This is a genomic window from Nocardia sp. NPDC019323 (assembly GCF_044389845.1).
Taxonomy (GTDB): Bacteria; Actinomycetota; Actinomycetes; order Mycobacteriales; family Mycobacteriaceae; genus Nocardia; species Nocardia implantans.
Genome location: NZ_JBIRYN010000007.1, coordinates 376,718 through 393,332 on the forward strand (window position 1 = coordinate 376,718; position 16,615 = coordinate 393,332).

General features: G+C 70.1%; 14 protein-coding genes and 1 pseudogene. 1 reads left to right on the top strand and 14 read right to left on the bottom strand.

Going from position 1 to position 16,615, the window contains the following annotated elements; translation table 11 throughout:
* Nucleotides 1–223 precede the first annotated feature (223 nt).
* The 8 genes from ACH49X_RS25860 to ACH49X_RS25895 all read right to left on the bottom strand — a co-directional run bounded on the left by ACH49X_RS25860 (nucleotide 224) and on the right by ACH49X_RS25895 (nucleotide 8,495).
* Complete coding sequence (locus ACH49X_RS25860; protein ID WP_195081774.1) at nucleotides 224–1,168, bottom strand: ParA family protein; 945 nt, start codon at nucleotides 1,166–1,168, stop codon at nucleotides 224–226.
* Between the two features lie 191 nt (nucleotides 1,169–1,359).
* Complete coding sequence (locus ACH49X_RS25865) at nucleotides 1,360–1,824, bottom strand: cupin domain-containing protein (RefSeq protein ID WP_195081459.1); 465 nt, start codon at nucleotides 1,822–1,824, stop codon at nucleotides 1,360–1,362.
* 135 nt (nucleotides 1,825–1,959) lie between these two features.
* Entirely contained in the window at nucleotides 1,960–2,904 is a 945-nt protein-coding gene (xerD, locus tag ACH49X_RS25870; RefSeq protein ID WP_357106024.1) for a site-specific tyrosine recombinase XerD, read from the bottom strand.
* A gap of 6 nt (nucleotides 2,905–2,910) precedes the next feature.
* Nucleotides 2,911–3,570, bottom strand: a complete 660-nt coding sequence (locus tag ACH49X_RS25875; protein WP_195081457.1) for an NUDIX domain-containing protein — start codon at nucleotides 3,568–3,570, stop codon at nucleotides 2,911–2,913.
* A gap of 4 nt (nucleotides 3,571–3,574) precedes the next feature.
* Nucleotides 3,575–5,296: a CTP synthase gene (locus tag ACH49X_RS25880; protein WP_195081456.1), complete on the bottom strand. Its 1,722-nt coding sequence runs from the start codon at nucleotides 5,294–5,296 to the stop codon at nucleotides 3,575–3,577.
* A gap of 222 nt (nucleotides 5,297–5,518) precedes the next feature.
* A complete protein-coding gene (locus ACH49X_RS25885) occupies nucleotides 5,519–6,463 on the bottom strand; it encodes a copper transporter (RefSeq protein WP_357206460.1) in 945 nt (314 codons plus the stop codon).
* A 9-nt stretch (nucleotides 6,464–6,472) separates the two neighbouring features.
* Nucleotides 6,473–7,687, bottom strand: coding sequence for a putative cytokinetic ring protein SteA (gene steA / locus ACH49X_RS25890; protein ID WP_195081454.1), 1,215 nt, complete (start codon nucleotides 7,685–7,687; stop codon nucleotides 6,473–6,475).
* Nucleotides 7,688–8,057: 370 nt separating this feature from the next.
* Entirely contained in the window at nucleotides 8,058–8,495 is a 438-nt protein-coding gene (locus ACH49X_RS25895) for a hypothetical protein (protein ID WP_195081453.1), read from the bottom strand.
* A 412-nt stretch (nucleotides 8,496–8,907) separates the two neighbouring features.
* Between ACH49X_RS25895 and ACH49X_RS25900 the strand changes: the two genes are divergently transcribed.
* Complete coding sequence (locus ACH49X_RS25900) at nucleotides 8,908–9,327, top strand: SRPBCC family protein (RefSeq protein ID WP_195081452.1); 420 nt, start codon at nucleotides 8,908–8,910, stop codon at nucleotides 9,325–9,327.
* Between the two features lie 9 nt (nucleotides 9,328–9,336).
* Here ACH49X_RS25900 and recN read toward each other — a convergent pair whose 3' ends face one another.
* From recN to ACH49X_RS25930, 6 genes and pseudogenes are all read right to left on the bottom strand, one after another.
* Nucleotides 9,337–11,121 carry a DNA repair protein RecN gene (gene recN / locus ACH49X_RS25905; RefSeq protein WP_195081451.1) on the bottom strand — a complete coding sequence of 595 codons (1,785 nt, stop codon included), beginning with the start codon at nucleotides 11,119–11,121 and terminating at the stop codon, nucleotides 9,337–9,339.
* A complete protein-coding gene (locus tag ACH49X_RS25910) occupies nucleotides 11,099–12,058 on the bottom strand; it encodes an NAD kinase (protein WP_195081450.1) in 960 nt (319 codons plus the stop codon). Before ACH49X_RS25910 ends, recN begins: the two co-directional genes overlap by 23 nt.
* A complete protein-coding gene (locus ACH49X_RS25915; RefSeq protein WP_195081449.1) occupies nucleotides 12,055–12,876 on the bottom strand; it encodes a TlyA family RNA methyltransferase in 822 nt (273 codons plus the stop codon). Before ACH49X_RS25915 ends, ACH49X_RS25910 begins: the two co-directional genes overlap by 4 nt.
* A 1-nt stretch (nucleotide 12,877) precedes the next feature.
* Nucleotides 12,878–13,180, bottom strand: coding sequence for a hypothetical protein (locus ACH49X_RS25920; RefSeq protein WP_195081448.1), 303 nt, complete (start codon nucleotides 13,178–13,180; stop codon nucleotides 12,878–12,880).
* Between the two features lie 13 nt (nucleotides 13,181–13,193).
* Nucleotides 13,194–14,084: an HAD-IIA family hydrolase gene (locus ACH49X_RS25925; RefSeq protein ID WP_357206462.1), complete on the bottom strand. Its 891-nt coding sequence runs from the start codon at nucleotides 14,082–14,084 to the stop codon at nucleotides 13,194–13,196.
* A gap of 587 nt (nucleotides 14,085–14,671) precedes the next feature.
* Nucleotides 14,672–15,634 (bottom strand): annotated as a pseudogene (locus ACH49X_RS25930) (hypothetical protein); the annotation flags it as partial.
* Nucleotides 15,635–16,615: the final 981 nt, after the last annotated feature.

Sequence of the window (16,615 nt, forward strand, 5' to 3'; positions counted from 1 at the left end):
GAACCTCCGGCGATGGCCGGGCTCGGGCGACGGGGGGCGGCGTCGCGGCCCGCGGCGATGAACGCCGCCGCCGCGTTTCCGAGCGCGGGCGCGGCCTGCCTGGATTCGGGCCGCTCACCGGCCTCGGGTGCCTGATCGTCCCGCGTTGGAGTCGGTCCGGCCGCGGAAGACCCCTGGCCGGACGGGTCGTGGTGGGACGCAGACGAGGGGTCGGAGCGGCCGGTCACCGGCCGGATCGGTGGATGACTTCCCGAGCCATCGACCGATACGCCTCGGCGCCACTGGATTTCGGCGCCCACGTGGTGATCGGCTCGCCCGCGACGCTGGCGTCCGGGAAACGGACGGTGCGCGCGATGGCGGTGTCGTAGACCAGATCACCGAACACCTCGACCACGCGCGCCATCACCTGGCGGGAATGCAGCAGTCGCGAGTCGAACATGGTGACCACTATTCCGTACAGGCTCAGCCGCGGGTTCAGCCGGTCCCGCACCTTCTCCACGGTGTCGTTGAGCAGCGCCAGCCCGCGCAGCGAGAAGTACTCGCATTCCATCGGGATGATCACGCCGTCCGAGCAGGCCAAGGCGTTGACCGTGAGCAGGCCGAGCGACGGCTGGCAGTCGATGAGGATGTAGTCGTAGCGGTTGCGGATCGGCTCCAGCGCGCGGCCGAGCGACTGTTCCCGGCCCACCTCGTTGACCAGCTGGATCTCGGCGGCGGAGAGGTCGATGTTGCTGGGCAGCAGATCCATGTTCGGTACCCGGGTCTGCATCAGCACGTCGTCGATCGACACCTTGGAACCGATGAGCAGGTCGTGCACGGTCGAGTCGAGATCGTGGTGGGCGACACCGAGCCCGGCCGACAGCGCGCCCTGCGGGTCCAGATCGACGAGCAGGACGCGACGGCCGTATTCGGCCAGTGCCGCACCGAGATTGATGGTGGAGGTGGTCTTGCCGACGCCGCCCTTCTGGTTGCACATGGCCACGATGAGCGCGTCCCCGTGCTGGCCGACCGGCGGCGGGTCCGGCACCAGCCGCAACGGCCGTCCGGTCGGGCCGAGCGTCGCGTCCTCCGGGACCGGCTCCACTCCGTGGCCCCACAGCGTTTCCGCCGCGGCGTCCGAGTACGGACCCGGTCGCGAGCCCGTAAGCGGCTCCGCCCCAGCACCCATCGGCGGCTCTGCCGCGCCGGCTGTCGTCACGATCCGCTGCTCCTTATACGTTCCTGCCCGTTGCCTCGCCGAGCGTAGCGAGGCCGATCATGGGCCGACCTCGCTTTCGTGCGGTCCAGCTCTCGATAGACGCTACCGCTTGACGGCACTCGAGTGCCGCGCCTCGGCGCGGCGTGTTCGTGCCGCGCTGGTCAGCGCCATTGCGGTCCGCCATCGAAATGAACGTCGAACCGGTCGTGCAACTCGTTCATACTGTCCCAGTCCGCCTCCCCGCGCGCGATCCGGCCGAGTTGCCGGAAGTATTCGAAGCGGACGATACCGGGTGTGAGCACAGCCAGAAACTCGGCGGGGCCGTCGGCGGCGGCTCCGAAGGCGTGCACCGTGCCCGGCGCGACCACCACCAGGCCACCTGCGCGGACGGCGCTGCGGGTGCCGTCCACGAGGAAATCCATTGTGCCGCCGAGCACATGGAAGATCTCGGTCGACTTCGTGTGGTGGTGTGGCCGGGTGCCGTCCGCACCCGCGGCCAGGGTCAGCCGGTTGGCGCCGAAGAGCCCTTCGGAGTTCTCGCTGTCCTCCAGTAGCCGGAAGGAACCGCCGCCGGGCAGCGGAATCGTTTCGACATCGGCCTCGTGGACGATGAAAGACTTTGCCATGCACTTCACCTCGCGTTGTGGTCGGGAACCGGACCGTCGGCGGCACGCCGCGCACCCGGCAGACCAGCACAACCGGACTGCAGTCCACTTTGTTCCGCGCCTTACCCATGCGTGAAGCTCGCGGCGGGGCAACGGTTACCGCGCGCGGGGATGCGCGGTGGCCCACACCTCGCGCAGGGTGTTGACCGTGACCAGGGTGTAGATCTGCGTCGTGGTCACCGAGGCGTGGCCGAGTAGTTCCTGTACCACCCGGACGTCGGCGCCCCCGTCGAGCAGATGGGTGGCGAAGGAATGGCGCAGCGTGTGCGGCGACACCGCCGCCGCGATGCCCGCGCGTTCGGCGGCGGTGTGCAGGACCTGCCAGGCGCTCTGCCGGGACAGCCGCGCGCCGCGGACATTCAGGAACAGGGCTCCGGCGTTGCCTTTTCCGCGCGCGGCGAGCACGGGCCGCCCGCGCACCAGGTAGGCGTCCACGGCGGCGAGCGCGGGCCGCCCGATCGGTACCAGACGCTGTTTGCCGCCCTTGCCGCGCAGGACGACCGCCCGCTGGTCGATGTCGAGATCGTCGACGTCCAGCCCGACCGTTTCCGAGATCCGCGCGCCGGTGGAGTACAGCAATTCCAGCAGCGCTCGGTCGCGCAGGCCGCGCGGCCCGCCGTCCACGCCCGCGGCGGGGTCGCCCTGACCACCTCCGGCCGCCTCCAGCAGTTTCAGCACCTGGTCATAGGGCAGCGCCTTGGGCAACCTGCGCCCCGACGCCGGCGGTTTCACCGCGTGCGCCACATCGGTGTCGGTGAGTCCCTCCGCGGCGGCGAAGCGATGCCACCCGCGCACCGCGATCAGCGCGCGGGCCACCGAACTCGCCGCCAGCGGCGGGCGTCCCGGACCGCCCGAGCGCAGCGCCATGGTGAACTCCGCGACGTCGGACTCGTCGACCCGGTCGAGCGATTCGATGCCGCGGCCGGTCAGGAAGTCCAGATACCGGCCGAGGTCACGTCGGTAGGCGCCCAGGGTGTTGGGCGCGACGCCGCGCTCGACGGCGAGGTGGTCGAGATAGGTGTCGAGCTCGCGACCGAGCACCTGCGGTCAGTCTTCGGACTTCTCGGCCGCCTTGCGGCGGAGGAAGGTCGTCGGCTGCCCGTCCCACGGCGCGTCCGGCGGCCGCGGTTCGATGCCCGCCGCCCGCGCCGCCGCCAAGGCGAGCACGCCGGCGACCGCGGTCGCGTTGACGATCTCCCCGCTCAGCGCCGCGCGGACCGCCGCGTCGACCGGCATGCGGACCACTTCCAGGTCCGCCTCCTCGAATTCCGGGTCGGGGCGCTCGGTTTCGTACAGCCCGCGGGCCAGGTAGACCCGCAGCGCTTCGTCGGTGAACCCCGGCGAGAGCGCCACGTCCACCAGCACCGCCCAGTCCCTGGCGGCCAGCCCGGTCTCCTCGGCCAGCTCACGGCGCGCGGCGACCAGCGGGTCCTCGCCGGGCACGTCGAGCAACCCGGCGGGCAGTTCGAGCAGCCGTCTGCCGATCGGGTGGCGGTACTGGTTGATCAGCACCACATTGCCGTCGTCGTCGATCGCGGCGACGGCGACCGCGCCGTGGTGCTCGATCACCTCGCGTTCCACGACCTTGCCGCCCGGCATGCGCACCTGGTCGAGCCGCAACGCGAGAATCGCGCCGGTGTAGACCGTCTTGCTGGATGCGATCTCGAAATCGTGGCTGCCCGGCTCGGCAGCGCCCCCGTTGCTCATGCCGCTACGCCTGCTCCGCCGCACCCGCCAGTTCTTCGCCGGGAATGTCCACCGGAAGCCGTTCGGCCGCTTTGTATTTCAGCGCCGCCGAGATGAGCGCCGCGAACAGCGGATGCGGGCGGGTCGGCCTGCTCTTCAACTCCGGGTGCGCCTGGGTGGCGACGAAGAACGGGTGCACGTCGGCGGGCAGCTCGACGAACTCGACCAGGTGGCCGTCCGGCGAGGTGCCGCTGAACCTCAGGCCGCTCTCGGCGATCTTGTCGCGGTAGGCGTTGTTCACCTCGTACCGGTGGCGATGACGCTCGGAGACGTGCTCGCTGCCGTAGGCCTGGGCGACGACCGAGCCCTTCTCCAGGGTCGCCGGGTAGGCGCCGAGCCGCATGGTGCCGCCGAGATCGGCCTCCCCGGCCACGGCCTGCTCCTGGTCGGCCATGGTGGAGATGACCGGGTGCGGGGTGTCCGGTTCGAATTCGGCCGAGTTGGCCTCCACCAGCCCCACCCTGCGCGCCGCCTCGATCACCACGCACTGCAAACCGAGGCACAGGCCGAGCAGCGGAATGCCGCGGGTGCGCGCGTAGCCGATCGCGCCGACCTTGCCCTCGATGCCGCGGATGCCGAAGCCGCCGGGGATCAGCACCGCGTCCACGTCGCGCAGCGCGTGCTGCGCGCCCGCGGGCGTCTCGCACTCGTCGGAGGGCACCCACCGGATGTTCACCTTGGCCCGCGAGGCGAACCCGCCCGCGCGCAGCGCTTCGGTGACCGAGAGGTAGGCGTCGGGCAGATCGACGTACTTGCCGACCAGCGCGACCTCGACGGTCTCGCGCGGCGAGTGCACCCGGTCGAGCAGGTCGCCCCACACCGTCCAGTCCACGTCGCGGAACGGCAGGCCCAGCCTGCGCACCACGTAGGCGTCCAGGCCCTCCCGGTGCAGCACGCGCGGGATGTCGTAGATCGACCGCGCGTCGGGGGTGGAGATGCAGGCGTCGACCTCGACGTCGCACATCAGCGCGATCTTGCTCTTCAGCGACTGCGGGACCTCGCGGTCGCAGCGCAGGATCAGCGCGTCGGGCTGGATGCCGATATTGCGCAGCGCCGCCACCGAGTGCTGGGTCGGCTTGGTCTTCAACTCACCGGAGGGCGCCAGGTAGGGCACCAGCGAGACGTGCAGGAAGAAGACGTTGTCGCGGCCGACGTCGTGGCGGATCTGGCGGGCGGCCTCCAGGAACGGCTGCGACTCGATGTCGCCGACGGTGCCGCCGATCTCGGTGATCACCACGTCCGGGGTCTGGCCCTGCAGATCGGGGCCGCGCATCGCGAGGATCCGGTGCTTGATCTCGTCGGTGATGTGCGGGATCACCTGCACCGTGTCGCCGAGATACTCGCCGCGGCGCTCCTTGGCGATGACCGACGAATAGATCTGTCCGGTGGTCACGTTCGCGTCGCGGGACAGGTCCCGGTCGAGAAAACGCTCGTAGTGGCCGACGTCGAGGTCGGTCTCCGCGCCGTCCTCCGTCACGAACACCTCGCCGTGCTGGAAGGGGTTCATCGTGCCGGGATCGACGTTCAAGTACGGGTCGAGTTTCTGCATCGTGACGCGCAGCCCACGCGCCGTCAGCAGCTGACCGAGGCTGGAGGCGGTAAGACCTTTACCCAATGAGGAGGCGACACCACCGCTGACGAAGATGTGCTTCGTGTCTGTTCGCGCCTGAATCCGTGTTTGACCCACGGGTCTTCACGGTAACACGGATCCGCCCGTCCGTTCGACTGCCACGCGCGTTTGCCCGCCGATCGCGGGAGGTCGATGAGAGCCCGCGCGTCCGGAGTGTGGGGCGGGTCTCTCCCGGGCCGCCGGTGTCCGGCGGGAGTCGGTGCCGTGACAGCGTTCGATCGAGGCCCGGAGCTGACAACCCCTTGGTCGACCGGCGGCCGCGATGCTGTCGGCGACCGGTCAGCCCGGCACGACGGCCAGGGTGAGCGAGGCCGCTTTCGCGCCGGTGCCGTAGCGCCCGGCGCCCCCGTTGAGCTGTTCGCCCAGCGCCAGCGCGGTCGTGACCCGGCCGAGTTCGCGCTCGACGTTGTCGACGGTGCTCACCTGGGCCGCGAGCGCGGCGTCGGCACGGACCACGGCGATCGGCCCCTGCCCGTCGGCGGCGCCAGCGCGACCGGCGAGCACCACGCCCGCGCCGCGGCCGCGCAGGGCGCCCGCGAAGCGCGCGATGTTCGGGCCTGCGCCGTCCTCGGCCGCGGCGGCGCCGTCGCCGGTGATCACGACCGCGAGCTGCGCGGGCCGCACCGGCGTGTCACCGTAGGCGAGGAAACCGCCGCCGCGCATGGTCTCCAGGACCAGCCCGAGTTCCTCCGGGGTGCTCCGAGTTTGCCCGCTGGCCGGATCGAGCAGCAGCACCAGGCCGAGCAGATCGCCGGCCATACTGCCCTGATCCACCGCGCCGGTCCGCAGCTGCGCACCGGCCGGGATGACGTTCGTCAGGGCCGTGCGCATCCGATCGCCCTCGCTGCCGTCGGCGAACGCCTCGGTGAGCGCGATCCGGCCGGTGACTGTCGCGCCCGCCGCCGCGAGCGCTGCGCTCACCGCGTCGACGTCTCCCGGGTCGGCGTCGGGGGTCGTGAACACGACGACACCGCGGTCGGCGAGCGTACCGCCGAGAATGCGGCCCGACGAACCGGCGATGAAACGGTCGGCGGCCGCGGTCTGGTCGTCGAGCAGCCGGTTCCGCTCGGTCAGAGCGTCCGCCTGTTGGCGCAGATCGGCCTTGTCCGCGCGCAATCCCGACAGCAGATCGGCCGCGAGTGTCTGGGATCCGAGCACCACACCGATCGCGAGCGCGAGAAAGATCGCGACGATCGAGATGGCGTGCTGGCGCATCGAAATCATCGTTCTCCTTCAGAGTTGACGAGCGGCGACTTGCCCCTGCGCCCACCGCGCGAGGCGGTTCCAGGTGTCCACACCCCAGTCCAGGGCGTCACCGCCGCTGTTGGAGGCCAGCAGCACGACGATCACCGCCACCAGCGCGGCGAGCACCACCAGCGCGACGGCGACCCCGGACACGCGGGTGCGGTACAGGGTGGCCACCGCCTTGGCGTCCATCAGCTTCGTGCCCACCTTGAGCCGGGTCAGGAAGGTGGCCGGGTTGCTGTCGCGGCGTCCCCGGTCGAAGAAGTCGTCGAGCGAGGCGGGCGCTCCGGCGGTGACGATCAGCGCGGCGCCGTGATGGTCGGCCAGCAGCAGCGCCAGATCGGCGGGCGAGCCGGAAGAAGGGAAGGTCGTCGCGCCGATGCCGAGGTCCTGGATGCGTTCGAGCCCCTTGGCGTGGCCGTCGGTGTCGGCGGGCAGGATCACCTCGGCGCCGCACTTCATCGTCGCGGTGGTGATCTCCTCCGGGTCGCCCACGATGACGTCGGGCCGGTACCCACGCCTGCGCAGGGTGTCCGCGCCTCGGCCGACGCCGATCAGGATGGGGGCGTACTCCTTGATGAACGGCTTGAGCCGCTGCAGGTCCTCGGCGTGCTCCGGGCCGTCGGCGACGACCACCACATGCCGTTGCCTCATCACCAGATCCAGTTCCGGGACGCCGAACCCGTCGATGAGCAGCGCGCTCTCGGTCCGGATGAACTCGATGGTGTTGCCCGCGAAGGCCTCGAGGTGATCGGCGAGGCCGTTGCGCGCTTCGATCATCCGCTCCGCGATGGCGGCCTCGGTGAGTTCGATGCCTTCGACGAGCACCTCGGGGTCCTTCTTGATCAGCCGGTCGGCGTAGACCACGCCGCCGTCGACACGGACCTTGACGCCGTCCTTGATCTTCTTGAACGCATCCGAACTCACCGTGTCCAGCAGCAGGATGCCGTGGGACACCAGCGCCTCGGGCCCCAGGTTCGGGTAGCGGCCGGAGATGGACGGCGAGGTGTTGATCACCGCGCCGACGCGCGCCTCGACCAGCCGGTCGGCGGTCATCCGGTCGAGGTCCATCTCGTCGAGGACGACGATGTCCCCCGGCCCGATCCGTCCGAGCAGCCGCCGGGTGTTGCGATCCACCCGGGCCGTCCCGATCAGACCAGGAAGCGTTTCGGTGTTTCGCGACAACAGCGCCGGCATCCTCATGAAGCGATGATGACCGCTAACTCTCAACCATTGGTGGAGGCGCGCCGTTATCTCCTGGCTCGATCCGACCTCTCGCTATAAGGCGGCAATCTCACCTCAGCTACGATCACCGCCCTCGATCCACGCTCCAGCTCCAGCTCTTGCGTCCTCGTGCGGCGATTCCGACCGCTTCGACCGAGGGCCAGCTCGACGCAACGAGCACATGCTTCGCCACCAGCAATCAAGTCGCGAATCCCGCTTCGAGTTCCAGCAATGCCAGGTCCGCACCCACCCCCAAGCCGACGGCGAATTGCCAGCTACATGTACGAGAACCGATCCGCCAGGTGAAGCGGCTCGAGCACTCGCCGTACGGTTCGATCGAATCGGATCCTCAGCACCACTTCGCCTGCGGACGGCACACGGTCCAGCCACTGCCGTCCGGACGTTCGGTGCGCGTCCATGCCGACTCCCCCGCCTCGTTGCCCGCACCACTCTCATCCGGCCGCGGCTTGCTCTGCCGGTGGTATTCCCGCAGCGCATGCTGATGCTCGTTCTGCCGCAGCGGATTCGGATCGGAGTGCTGATATCCGAACGGATCGATCTTGTGCCACCCCGTCGAGTCGCCGTGCGAACCCGAGCGTCCCGAGTGGTCGCCACGAGACAGCGACTCCGCCGCGGCACCACCCGCCGCGGCAACCGTTCCCGCGGCGAGACCGGCGATGAACAGCGCGAACGCGCCCTTCTTCGACCGTCCCCCGCTCCCTCCCGTCGCCGAGCCGCGAAAGCGCGCTCCGCCCGCCTCGATCGTCATCGGAAGAACACTGCGCATGATGGCCCCTTCGCCTCGGCGCTTCCCGCTGTCCGGCGGAATTCACCCGCCGTTCATCTACTGAGTTCAATAGTAGATGATGAATCGGACATTACGGGCACAAGTTGGCCAAGAGTTGAGCATCGAGTACGAAAGCCGTTGATCGCTCTGAGCTTTGTCACAGCGAACTGCCCATGAGAGCCCCGGCCTGCGACGGCCAGCAGTGCCCGAAACGGACTTTTCCACGAGTATCCTCAGTAGATTGTCCGATCGTGCGCCTCACACCCGGCGGAACTACGACACTGCGTGCCCGCGCGGTAGCCGGGCAACCCGGACGGCTCGCCCCCGAGTGTGATGCGAACGACACGATCACCGAGCCGCGACCGGTGTACCTATATGCTGCCGGTCACACGTAACTGGAAGAGGAGAATTCATGGCCAGCACCACCGTCGACGCCGTCATCGCCGCCCCGCGCGAGGTCGTCTACCGGCTCTTCGCCGACCGCGAGAGCATCAGCCCGTACATTCCCGCCCAGGTCAAGCTGGTCAAGCCCGGCCTGACCGAGCGGGAGGGCGTCGGCGCGCAGCACCTGATCGGCCTCGGCCCGGTCGGTGTGACGGAAGAGATCACCAAGCTGGTGCCCGGTGAGCGGATGGAGTACAAGATCGTCAAGGGAGCGCCGGTGAAGCGGCACGTCGGCATCGTCACCTTCGCCGACGCCGACAACGGCACCCGGGTCTCCTACACGATGGAGTCCGACCCGTCGCTTCCGGTGCCCGCCAAGGTGCTCGAGTTCGGTTTGAAGAACCTGATCGGCGTGTTCATCAAGGGCGCGCAGAAGGCGGTGCGCTGACCGGCGCGCTCAGCGCGCGGCCACCTCGGCGCCCGCTTTCTCCGCGCGTGCCGTCGCCAGCAGTTCCTCCGCGTGCGCCCGGCCGGTCTCGGTGTCGTCGAGACCGGCCAGCATCCGCGCCAGCTCGACCACCCGCTCGTCGTTGGTGAGCGCGCGGACGCCGCTGTTGACAGTGCCCTTGCCGTCGTCGGATTTGTCGACCACCAGGTGAGTGTCGGCGAACGCCGCCACCTGCGGCAGATGGGTCACCACGATCACCTGATGCGTGCGCGCCAGCCGCGCCAGCCTGCGACCGATCTCCACCGCGGCTCGCCCGCCGACGCCCGCGTCGACCTCGTCGAACACCATGGTCGCGCCGTGCTCGGACCCGGCGAGCACCACCTCCAGCGCCAGCATCACTCGGGACAGCTCACCGCCGGAGGCGCTTTTGCTCAACGGCAACGACTGCGCGCCCGAATGCGCCGCCAGCCGGAACTCGACCTCATCGATACCCGTGGGCCCGGCGTGCAGTTCCGTGCCGTCGACGGTGAGCGGCGCCGAGTCCTGCGCGCCCGCGGGCACCGGCCGCACCTCCACCTCCAGACGCGCCTTGCCCATCGCCAGACCACCGAGTTCGGCGCTCACCGCGGCCGCCAGCTTGCCCGCCGCCTTGGCCCGCGCGGCGCTCAGCTTCTTCGCCGCCTCCCGCACCCGCTCGGCGGCGGTGTCCACCTCGGCGGCCAGCTTCGCCAGCGCCTCCTCCGAGACGTCCAGCGAGCCGAGCCGAGCGCGGGCCTCCTGCGCCCAGACCAGTACGCCGTCGATGTCGGGTGCGTATTTGCGGGTCAGCGTCTTCAGTTCGGCCTGGCGGGTGAGCAGCGAGTCCAGCGCACCCGGATCCGAAGGCAGATCCGACAGATACCCGCTCAGCTCGGTGGTCACGTCGACCACAACGGCGATGGCGTCGGCCAGGCGCGGCGCGAGCGCGACCAGCGCCGGATCGTCGGCGGCTTCGATGCGGGCGCGCGCGGCGCCGAGCGCTTCCAGCGCGCCGGAACCGTCTTCCGGCGCGTCGGCGGGCCCGGCCAGCGCGTCGTGCGCGGTGGCCGCCGCTTCCCGCAGCGAGTCCAGATCGCTGAGCCTGCGCACCTCGTCGACGATGCGCACGTCCTCGCCGGGTTCCGGCGCGATGGCGTCGATTTCGCGCAACGAGTGCTCGAGCCGTTCGGCCTCGAGCGCCAATTCCCGGCTGCGCGCGGTCCGTTCGAGTAATTCGGTACGGGCGTCGAGCCACGATCGGCGCAGCACCTGGTATTTCCGCAGCAGCGCGCCCACCGTGTCGCCGGCGAACCGGTCCAGTGCCGACAGCTGCTGGTCGGGGCGCTGCAAACGCAGCTGATCGTTCTGACCGTGCACGGTCAGCAAGGGTGCGGTGAAATCGGCCAGCACCGAGGCGGGCACGCCGCGCCCGCCCAGATGCGCACGCGAGCGTCCGTCGCTGCCGACCGTGCGGATCGCGATGACGCTGCCGTCGTCGTCCTGCTCGGCCGCGGCCGCCTCCAGCACCTGCGCGACCTCGGCGCGCGCGGCATCGTTGACATCGTCGATGGTGAACCGGCCCTCGACCACGGCACGGGAGGCGCCGAGACGGACCCGGCCCGCGTCCGCGCGCGCACCGCTGAGCAGATGCAGGCTGGTCACCACCATGGTCTTGCCCGCGCCGGTCTCGCCGGTCAGGCAGGTCAGGCCCGCGTGGAACTGCGCGGTCGCCGTGGAAATGACGCCAAGCCCGTCAATCCTGATCTCTGTCAGCACTTGTGCTCTCCGTTCGCCGTCGGCCACGCCAGCCTGTCACGGGCAACTGGAACTTGCGCACCATCCGGTCGGCGAACGGTGCGGAGTCCAGCCGCACCCAGCGCACCGGTCGAGCGCCGCGAACCGCCTCGACCCGTCCACCGCTGGGCAGTGCGAGCGTGCGCCTGCCGTCCAGGAAAACTATCGCATCGTGTCCGGTCGCCACCGACTCGACCGCGATCCGCGAATCCGGGCTGGTCACCAGCGGTCGCGCGAACAGGGCATGGGCATTGCTCGGAATCACCAGCAACGCTTCGAGTTCCGGCCACACCACCGGCCCGCCCGCGGAGAAGGCGTAGGCGGTCGACCCGGTCGGTGTGGAGATGAGGATGCCGTCGCAGCCGAACGAGGACACCGGGCGGCCGTCGACCTCGAGCACCACTTCCAGAACGCCCATGCGGGAAGCGTTCTCGATGCTCGCCTCGTTCAGCGCCCATCCGCTCTCGACGACCTCGTCCTCGACCCGCACCGTGACGTCGATGGTCATCCGGTGCTCGATCGTGTAGTCGCGCCGCACCACCTGGGCGAGCGCCTCGTCCAAGTGCTCCGCCTCGGCCTCGGTGAGGAATCCGATGCGACCGAGGTTGATGCCGAGCACCGGCACTCCGGCCGGGCGCGCCAGCTCGGCGGCACGCAGGAACGTCCCGTCGCCACCGAGCACCAGCACCATCTCGCAGCCGACGGCGGCCTGCGGGCTGTGCTCGACCACGCGCACCGGAAAACCGCCCGGCTGCTCCTCGAACCGCGTGCTGTCCGCTTCATCGGCGAGCACGCGCAAGCAGATCCCCGCCTCCGCGAAGATCTTCGCCACCCGGTGCGCGGTCTCGATGATCTCCGCGCGACCCGGATGCGACACCAGCAGGATCTCCCGGCCGCAGGGCTGGGCCAGCGCGTTCACTGTGGACCCTCCTCGACCGCCCGCTCCACCAACGCGGCGACCTGCTCGCCGTCGTACTCGAACGGCCCATCATTGCGCAGCCACAAGAAGTATTCGACGTTGCCCGACGGGCCCGGCAGCGGGCTCGCCACGACACCGGCGGTGCGCAGGCCCAGCTGTGCGGCCGCCGCCGCCACCGCGCGCACCGCTTCGGCGCGCAACGCCGGATCCCGCACGACACCGCCCGAGCCGACCCGCTCCTTACCGACCTCGAACTGCGGTTTCACCATGGGCAGCAGGTCGGCGCCCGGCGCGGCGCACGCGGCCAGCGCGGGCAGCACCAGGCTCAGCGAAATGAACGACAGATCACCAACCACCACCTCGACCGTGCCGCCGATGATCTCGGGCGTCAGGTTGCGCACGTTGGTCCGGTCGAACACCCGGACCCGCTCGTCGTTGCGCAGACGCCAGACGAGCTGGCCGTAGCCGACGTCGACCGCGACGACCTCCCGCGCTTCGCGTGCCAGCAGCACGTCGGTGAAACCTCCGGTCGATGCCCCCGCGTCCAGGCAGCGCTGACCCGCTACGGACAGCCCTTCCGGCTCGAACCGCTCCAGCGCTCCGAGCAGTTTGTGCGCACCGCGCGAGGCCCACGACACCTCGTCCGGCTCCTCCCGGACCACCAGCGGCGTGCCCGCCTCGACCGCGGTCGCCGGCTTCACCGCTACCGTTCCAGCTATCAGGACGCGGCCCGCGCCGATCAGCTCGACCGCGTGTTCCCGCGATCTCGCCAACCCGCGGCGAACCAGTTCCGCGTCCACCCGCGCGCGTCTGGCCACCTCAGATCTTGTCCACCGTGGCCAAGGCCTGTACCAGCACGTCATGTGCCTGCTCCAGGATGCGAGCGCGACGGGTGATGTCGACTCCGGCCTCGGCGCTGTCGGTCGCCACCCCGGTTCGGCCGGGAAAGTCGAGTTCGGCGAGCAGGCTGTCGACCTCACCGCGGACGCGATCCGGGTCGGCAGGCTCCTGGTGTCCTTGCGCACCCGGCAGGTGCCGGCCGGGCAGTGGGACCCCAGGACGGGGGCCCGGCGCACCGGCGGCCGTACCGGGGCCGTTCGGACGAGGCGTAGCAGTAGTCATCGTGGCGTCAACGCTATCGGATTTCCGAATCGGACGCGCGCACCGTCACAGCTCGTCCCGGATGGCGCTGCAGCGATTCGCCGAGATCGGCTTCCGGCTCGGCGGCTACGGCGGCGTGATTGAGAGCGTCGAGGGAGTCGGCGACGAACGTCGGGAGTTGCCCGTCCGGGGCCTTGCGCAATTCGTCCAGCGTGCTGACACCGGTGAGCACGAGCAACGAGTCGAGACCGATGCGGTTGGCGCCCTCGATATCGGTGTCGAGACGGTCGCCCACCACCAACGCGGCGCGGGAACCGGCCCGCACGAGCGCGTCCTCCAGCAGCGGGGCATAGGGTTTGCCCGCCACGATCGGCTCCCGATCGGAGGCGGCGCGCAGCGCGGCGACCATCGCACCGTTGCCCGGCGCGAGGCCGCGTTCGTTCGGCAGTGTCCGGTCGGTGTTCGCCGCGACCCACAGCGCGTCCGCACGCAGAGCGTAGGCGGCTTCGGCGAGGTCCGGCCAAGCGGTGTGCGGCGAATGTCCTTGCACCACAGCGGCGGGCGCGGCACCGTCGAAGCGCCGGATCGGCCGCAGCCCGACACCTTCCACCTCGGCGGCCAGGTCGTCGGTGCCGACCACCAGCACCGGCGCGCCCGGGTCGAGCCGCTCGGCCAGCAGCCGCGCCGCCGCCTGCGCACTGGTCACCACGTCGTCGCCGGACGCGGGAAAGCCGAGCTCGGACAGATGGGCGGACACCACCTGCGGCCCGCGGCTGGCGTTGTTGGTGACATACACCAGCCGCTGGCCCGCCTGCCCGTCCGCGACCAGCGCTTCCGGCGCCCCCTCGATCACCTCGTGACCGCGATACAGCGTTCCGTCCAGATCCAGCAGCAGGGCTCGGTAGCGATCTCGTAGTCGCGTCACACCACTCTCACTCCGTGTCACCGATCGGCGCCGTGCCGACTCATCACCACCGGACCCGCCGAGTCCGGGACATCGACACTACGCCAGCGAGCGGACCGAAAAGACATGGCGTCAGCCACTCTCCACACGCTCGCCATCCAGGATGTCATCAAGGTATGGCAAGCCGACGAACCCACGTCCCGTTGTCGTGTTCCGGACAGAAGCACCTGAACAAGGGCCACATCGTCAGCCCGATATTCGCTGTTGCACCGCCTCGCGGGTCGGCCGTCACCTTCAACCGCCGCGAACACCACGTGCGTCACCTGACTTCTATAACCGCCGTCGCGGCGGCAGGTGGACCGCGGCCGCGTCGACGGACGTATCAGATGCCGCTGTCCCCGGTGAGTTCGGCGGCACGCTCCCGGGCGTCCGTCTCCCCGTCCAAGTCGGCAGAAGCGGCCTTGAAACCAGGGTGGGGTCTTCGTGAGTGCGCCCCGCCGCCACAAGGGCATCGACGTATGGTCCCGGAACTACCCGTCACCGAAGACTTTCCGGTCTAGGCCGCCGACGCCATAGGGCATCGGCGACTGCGCCCGGTCACAGAAGAATCAGATGTCGCTGTCGCCGGTGAGTTCGGCGGCGCGTTCCTCGGCGTCCGTCTCTCCGTCCAGGTCGGCGGAGGCGGCGTTGAGGAACCAGGTGAGGCCTTCGTCGGTGCGTCCCGCCGCCACGAGGGCATCGGCGTAGGCGTAGAAGAGGCGAGCCGCGGCCGATCCGGTGCGGGACGGGTCGAGATCCGAGGTCTGCAGAGTGACGACGGCTTGGTCGTACTGACCGAGGTCCATGCGCGCGCCCGCCACGACGATGCGCAGTTCGGCGGCTTCATCGCCGCGCAAGGCGCGCGCCTCGTCACTGCGGCCGAGCTCGATCGCGCGTTCGGGACGGCCGAGGCCGCGCTCGCAGTCGGCCATGACGGCCAGCAATCCGGAACCACCGGACATCCGGCGCGCGGTCCGCAGCTCCGACAAGGCCTCCGCCCATTCACCGGCGTGGTAGGCGACGACTCCGGCAGTCTCACGCACGACCGCGATCCGCCCGGCACGCTGCCGTGCGGCTCTGGCATGCGCGAGAGCGAGCCCGGGATCGTCGTCGAGCAGGCGCACCGCCATCACCAGGTGCCTGGCGACCGTCTCCGCGTTGCCTTTGTCCAAGCTGAGCAGATCGCGCCGCACGGCGGAGTCGAGATCGGCCGCCTGCACCTCGTCCGGCAGATCGGGTTCCTCCGGCCGCGGCGGGCGGCGGTCGAGGGAACGGCCGGCGCCCACACGGGCTCCTTCACCGCCCCTGCGTCGATCCTGCGGCGTCTCGCCACGCGGTGCCGAACTCTCACGGTCCGCGTCGCGCCGACCCTCACGCTCCGATCCCTGGCGACGGCGATCGTCATCGCGGCGCTGGAAGCCGGACTCACCGCGCCGCCCGGCGTCACCGCGATCATCGAAGTCGCCACGACGCTTGAATCCACCGCGCTCGCCCGCCTCACCGCGGCGTGCTTCACCCCGGTCACCGGAATCGTCACGGCGACGGTCGAACCCGCCCCGGGGGGACTCACCACGGGGGGAGTCACCACGACGGAACCCGCCACGAGTGCCGGAGGCATCGCCGGAGCGGGAACCGCCACGAGTGCCGGAGTCACCGCCCGAGCGGAATCCGCTGCGAGAACCCGAGTCACCGCCTGAGCGGAAACCACCGCGTGTGCCGGAGTCACCGCCCGAACGGAAACCACCGCGAGCGCCGGAATCACCGCCCGAACGGAAACCACCGCGTGACTCATCGCGCCGCTCTTCGGAATCGCCGCGGCGGTTGAAGCCACCACGGTCGCCGGAATCGTCGTACCGTCTGAAGCCGCCGCGCTCGCCCGGCCCACCACGGCCTGCCGACTCGTCCCGACGCTGGAAACCACCGCGCTTGGGTGCGTCGCCTCCCCGGCGGAAGCCACCGGTGTCGCTGGTCCGGTCGCCGGAGTCCCGGCGTCCGAATCCACCGCGCTTGTCGGCGCCGCCGCTGTCTCCGCGACGATCGAAACCACCGGAATTATCGCGGCGCTGGAAATTCCCCCGGTCGGACGAGCCTTCCCGCGCGCCGTAACCGCCCGATTCGCCGCGGCGGTTGTAGCCGCCGCGTTCCCCGGACTCACCGCGACGGTTGAATCCCCCACCGCGGCGGTCCGCGCCCTGGTTGTCGCCTCGCCGGCCGGACCCGGGATCGGGAGCGCCGCGCCGGAAGGGCTTCCGATCGTCGTTTTGTTCCGGCACGGTGCTCCCTTTCTTTGTTCCGCGAAAAGTCGGTATTCGCCACAAATTGAATCACGCACCTGCGGTGGGGCGCGGTCACGGCGATTCGCCGGAGCTCCACCAGGTGCTCAAACGACGATAGGGGACCCAGATTCTGGGTCCCCTATCGTGAAAGGATGTTCCGGCGGTGTCCTACTCTCCCACACCCTGTCGAGTGCAGTACCATCGGCGCTGGCAGGCTTAGCTTCCGGGTTCGGAATG

Coding starts and splice junctions, on each gene's coding strand:
- ACH49X_RS25860 (WP_195081774.1), bottom strand. CDS start 1,168: ATGGGTGCTGGGGCGGAGCCGCTTACGGGCTCGCGACCGGGTCCGTAC.
- ACH49X_RS25865 (WP_195081459.1), bottom strand. CDS start 1,824: ATGGCAAAGTCTTTCATCGTCCACGAGGCCGATGTCGAAACGATTCCG.
- ACH49X_RS25875 (WP_195081457.1), bottom strand. CDS start 3,570: ATGAGCAACGGGGGCGCTGCCGAGCCGGGCAGCCACGATTTCGAGATC.
- ACH49X_RS25885 (WP_357206460.1), bottom strand. CDS start 6,463: ATGATTTCGATGCGCCAGCACGCCATCTCGATCGTCGCGATCTTTCTC.
- steA (WP_195081454.1), bottom strand. CDS start 7,687: ATGAGGATGCCGGCGCTGTTGTCGCGAAACACCGAAACGCTTCCTGGT.
- ACH49X_RS25895 (WP_195081453.1), bottom strand. CDS start 8,495: ATGCGCAGTGTTCTTCCGATGACGATCGAGGCGGGCGGAGCGCGCTTT.
- ACH49X_RS25900 (WP_195081452.1), top strand. CDS start 8,908: ATGGCCAGCACCACCGTCGACGCCGTCATCGCCGCCCCGCGCGAGGTC.
- ACH49X_RS25920 (WP_195081448.1), bottom strand. CDS start 13,180: ATGACTACTGCTACGCCTCGTCCGAACGGCCCCGGTACGGCCGCCGGT.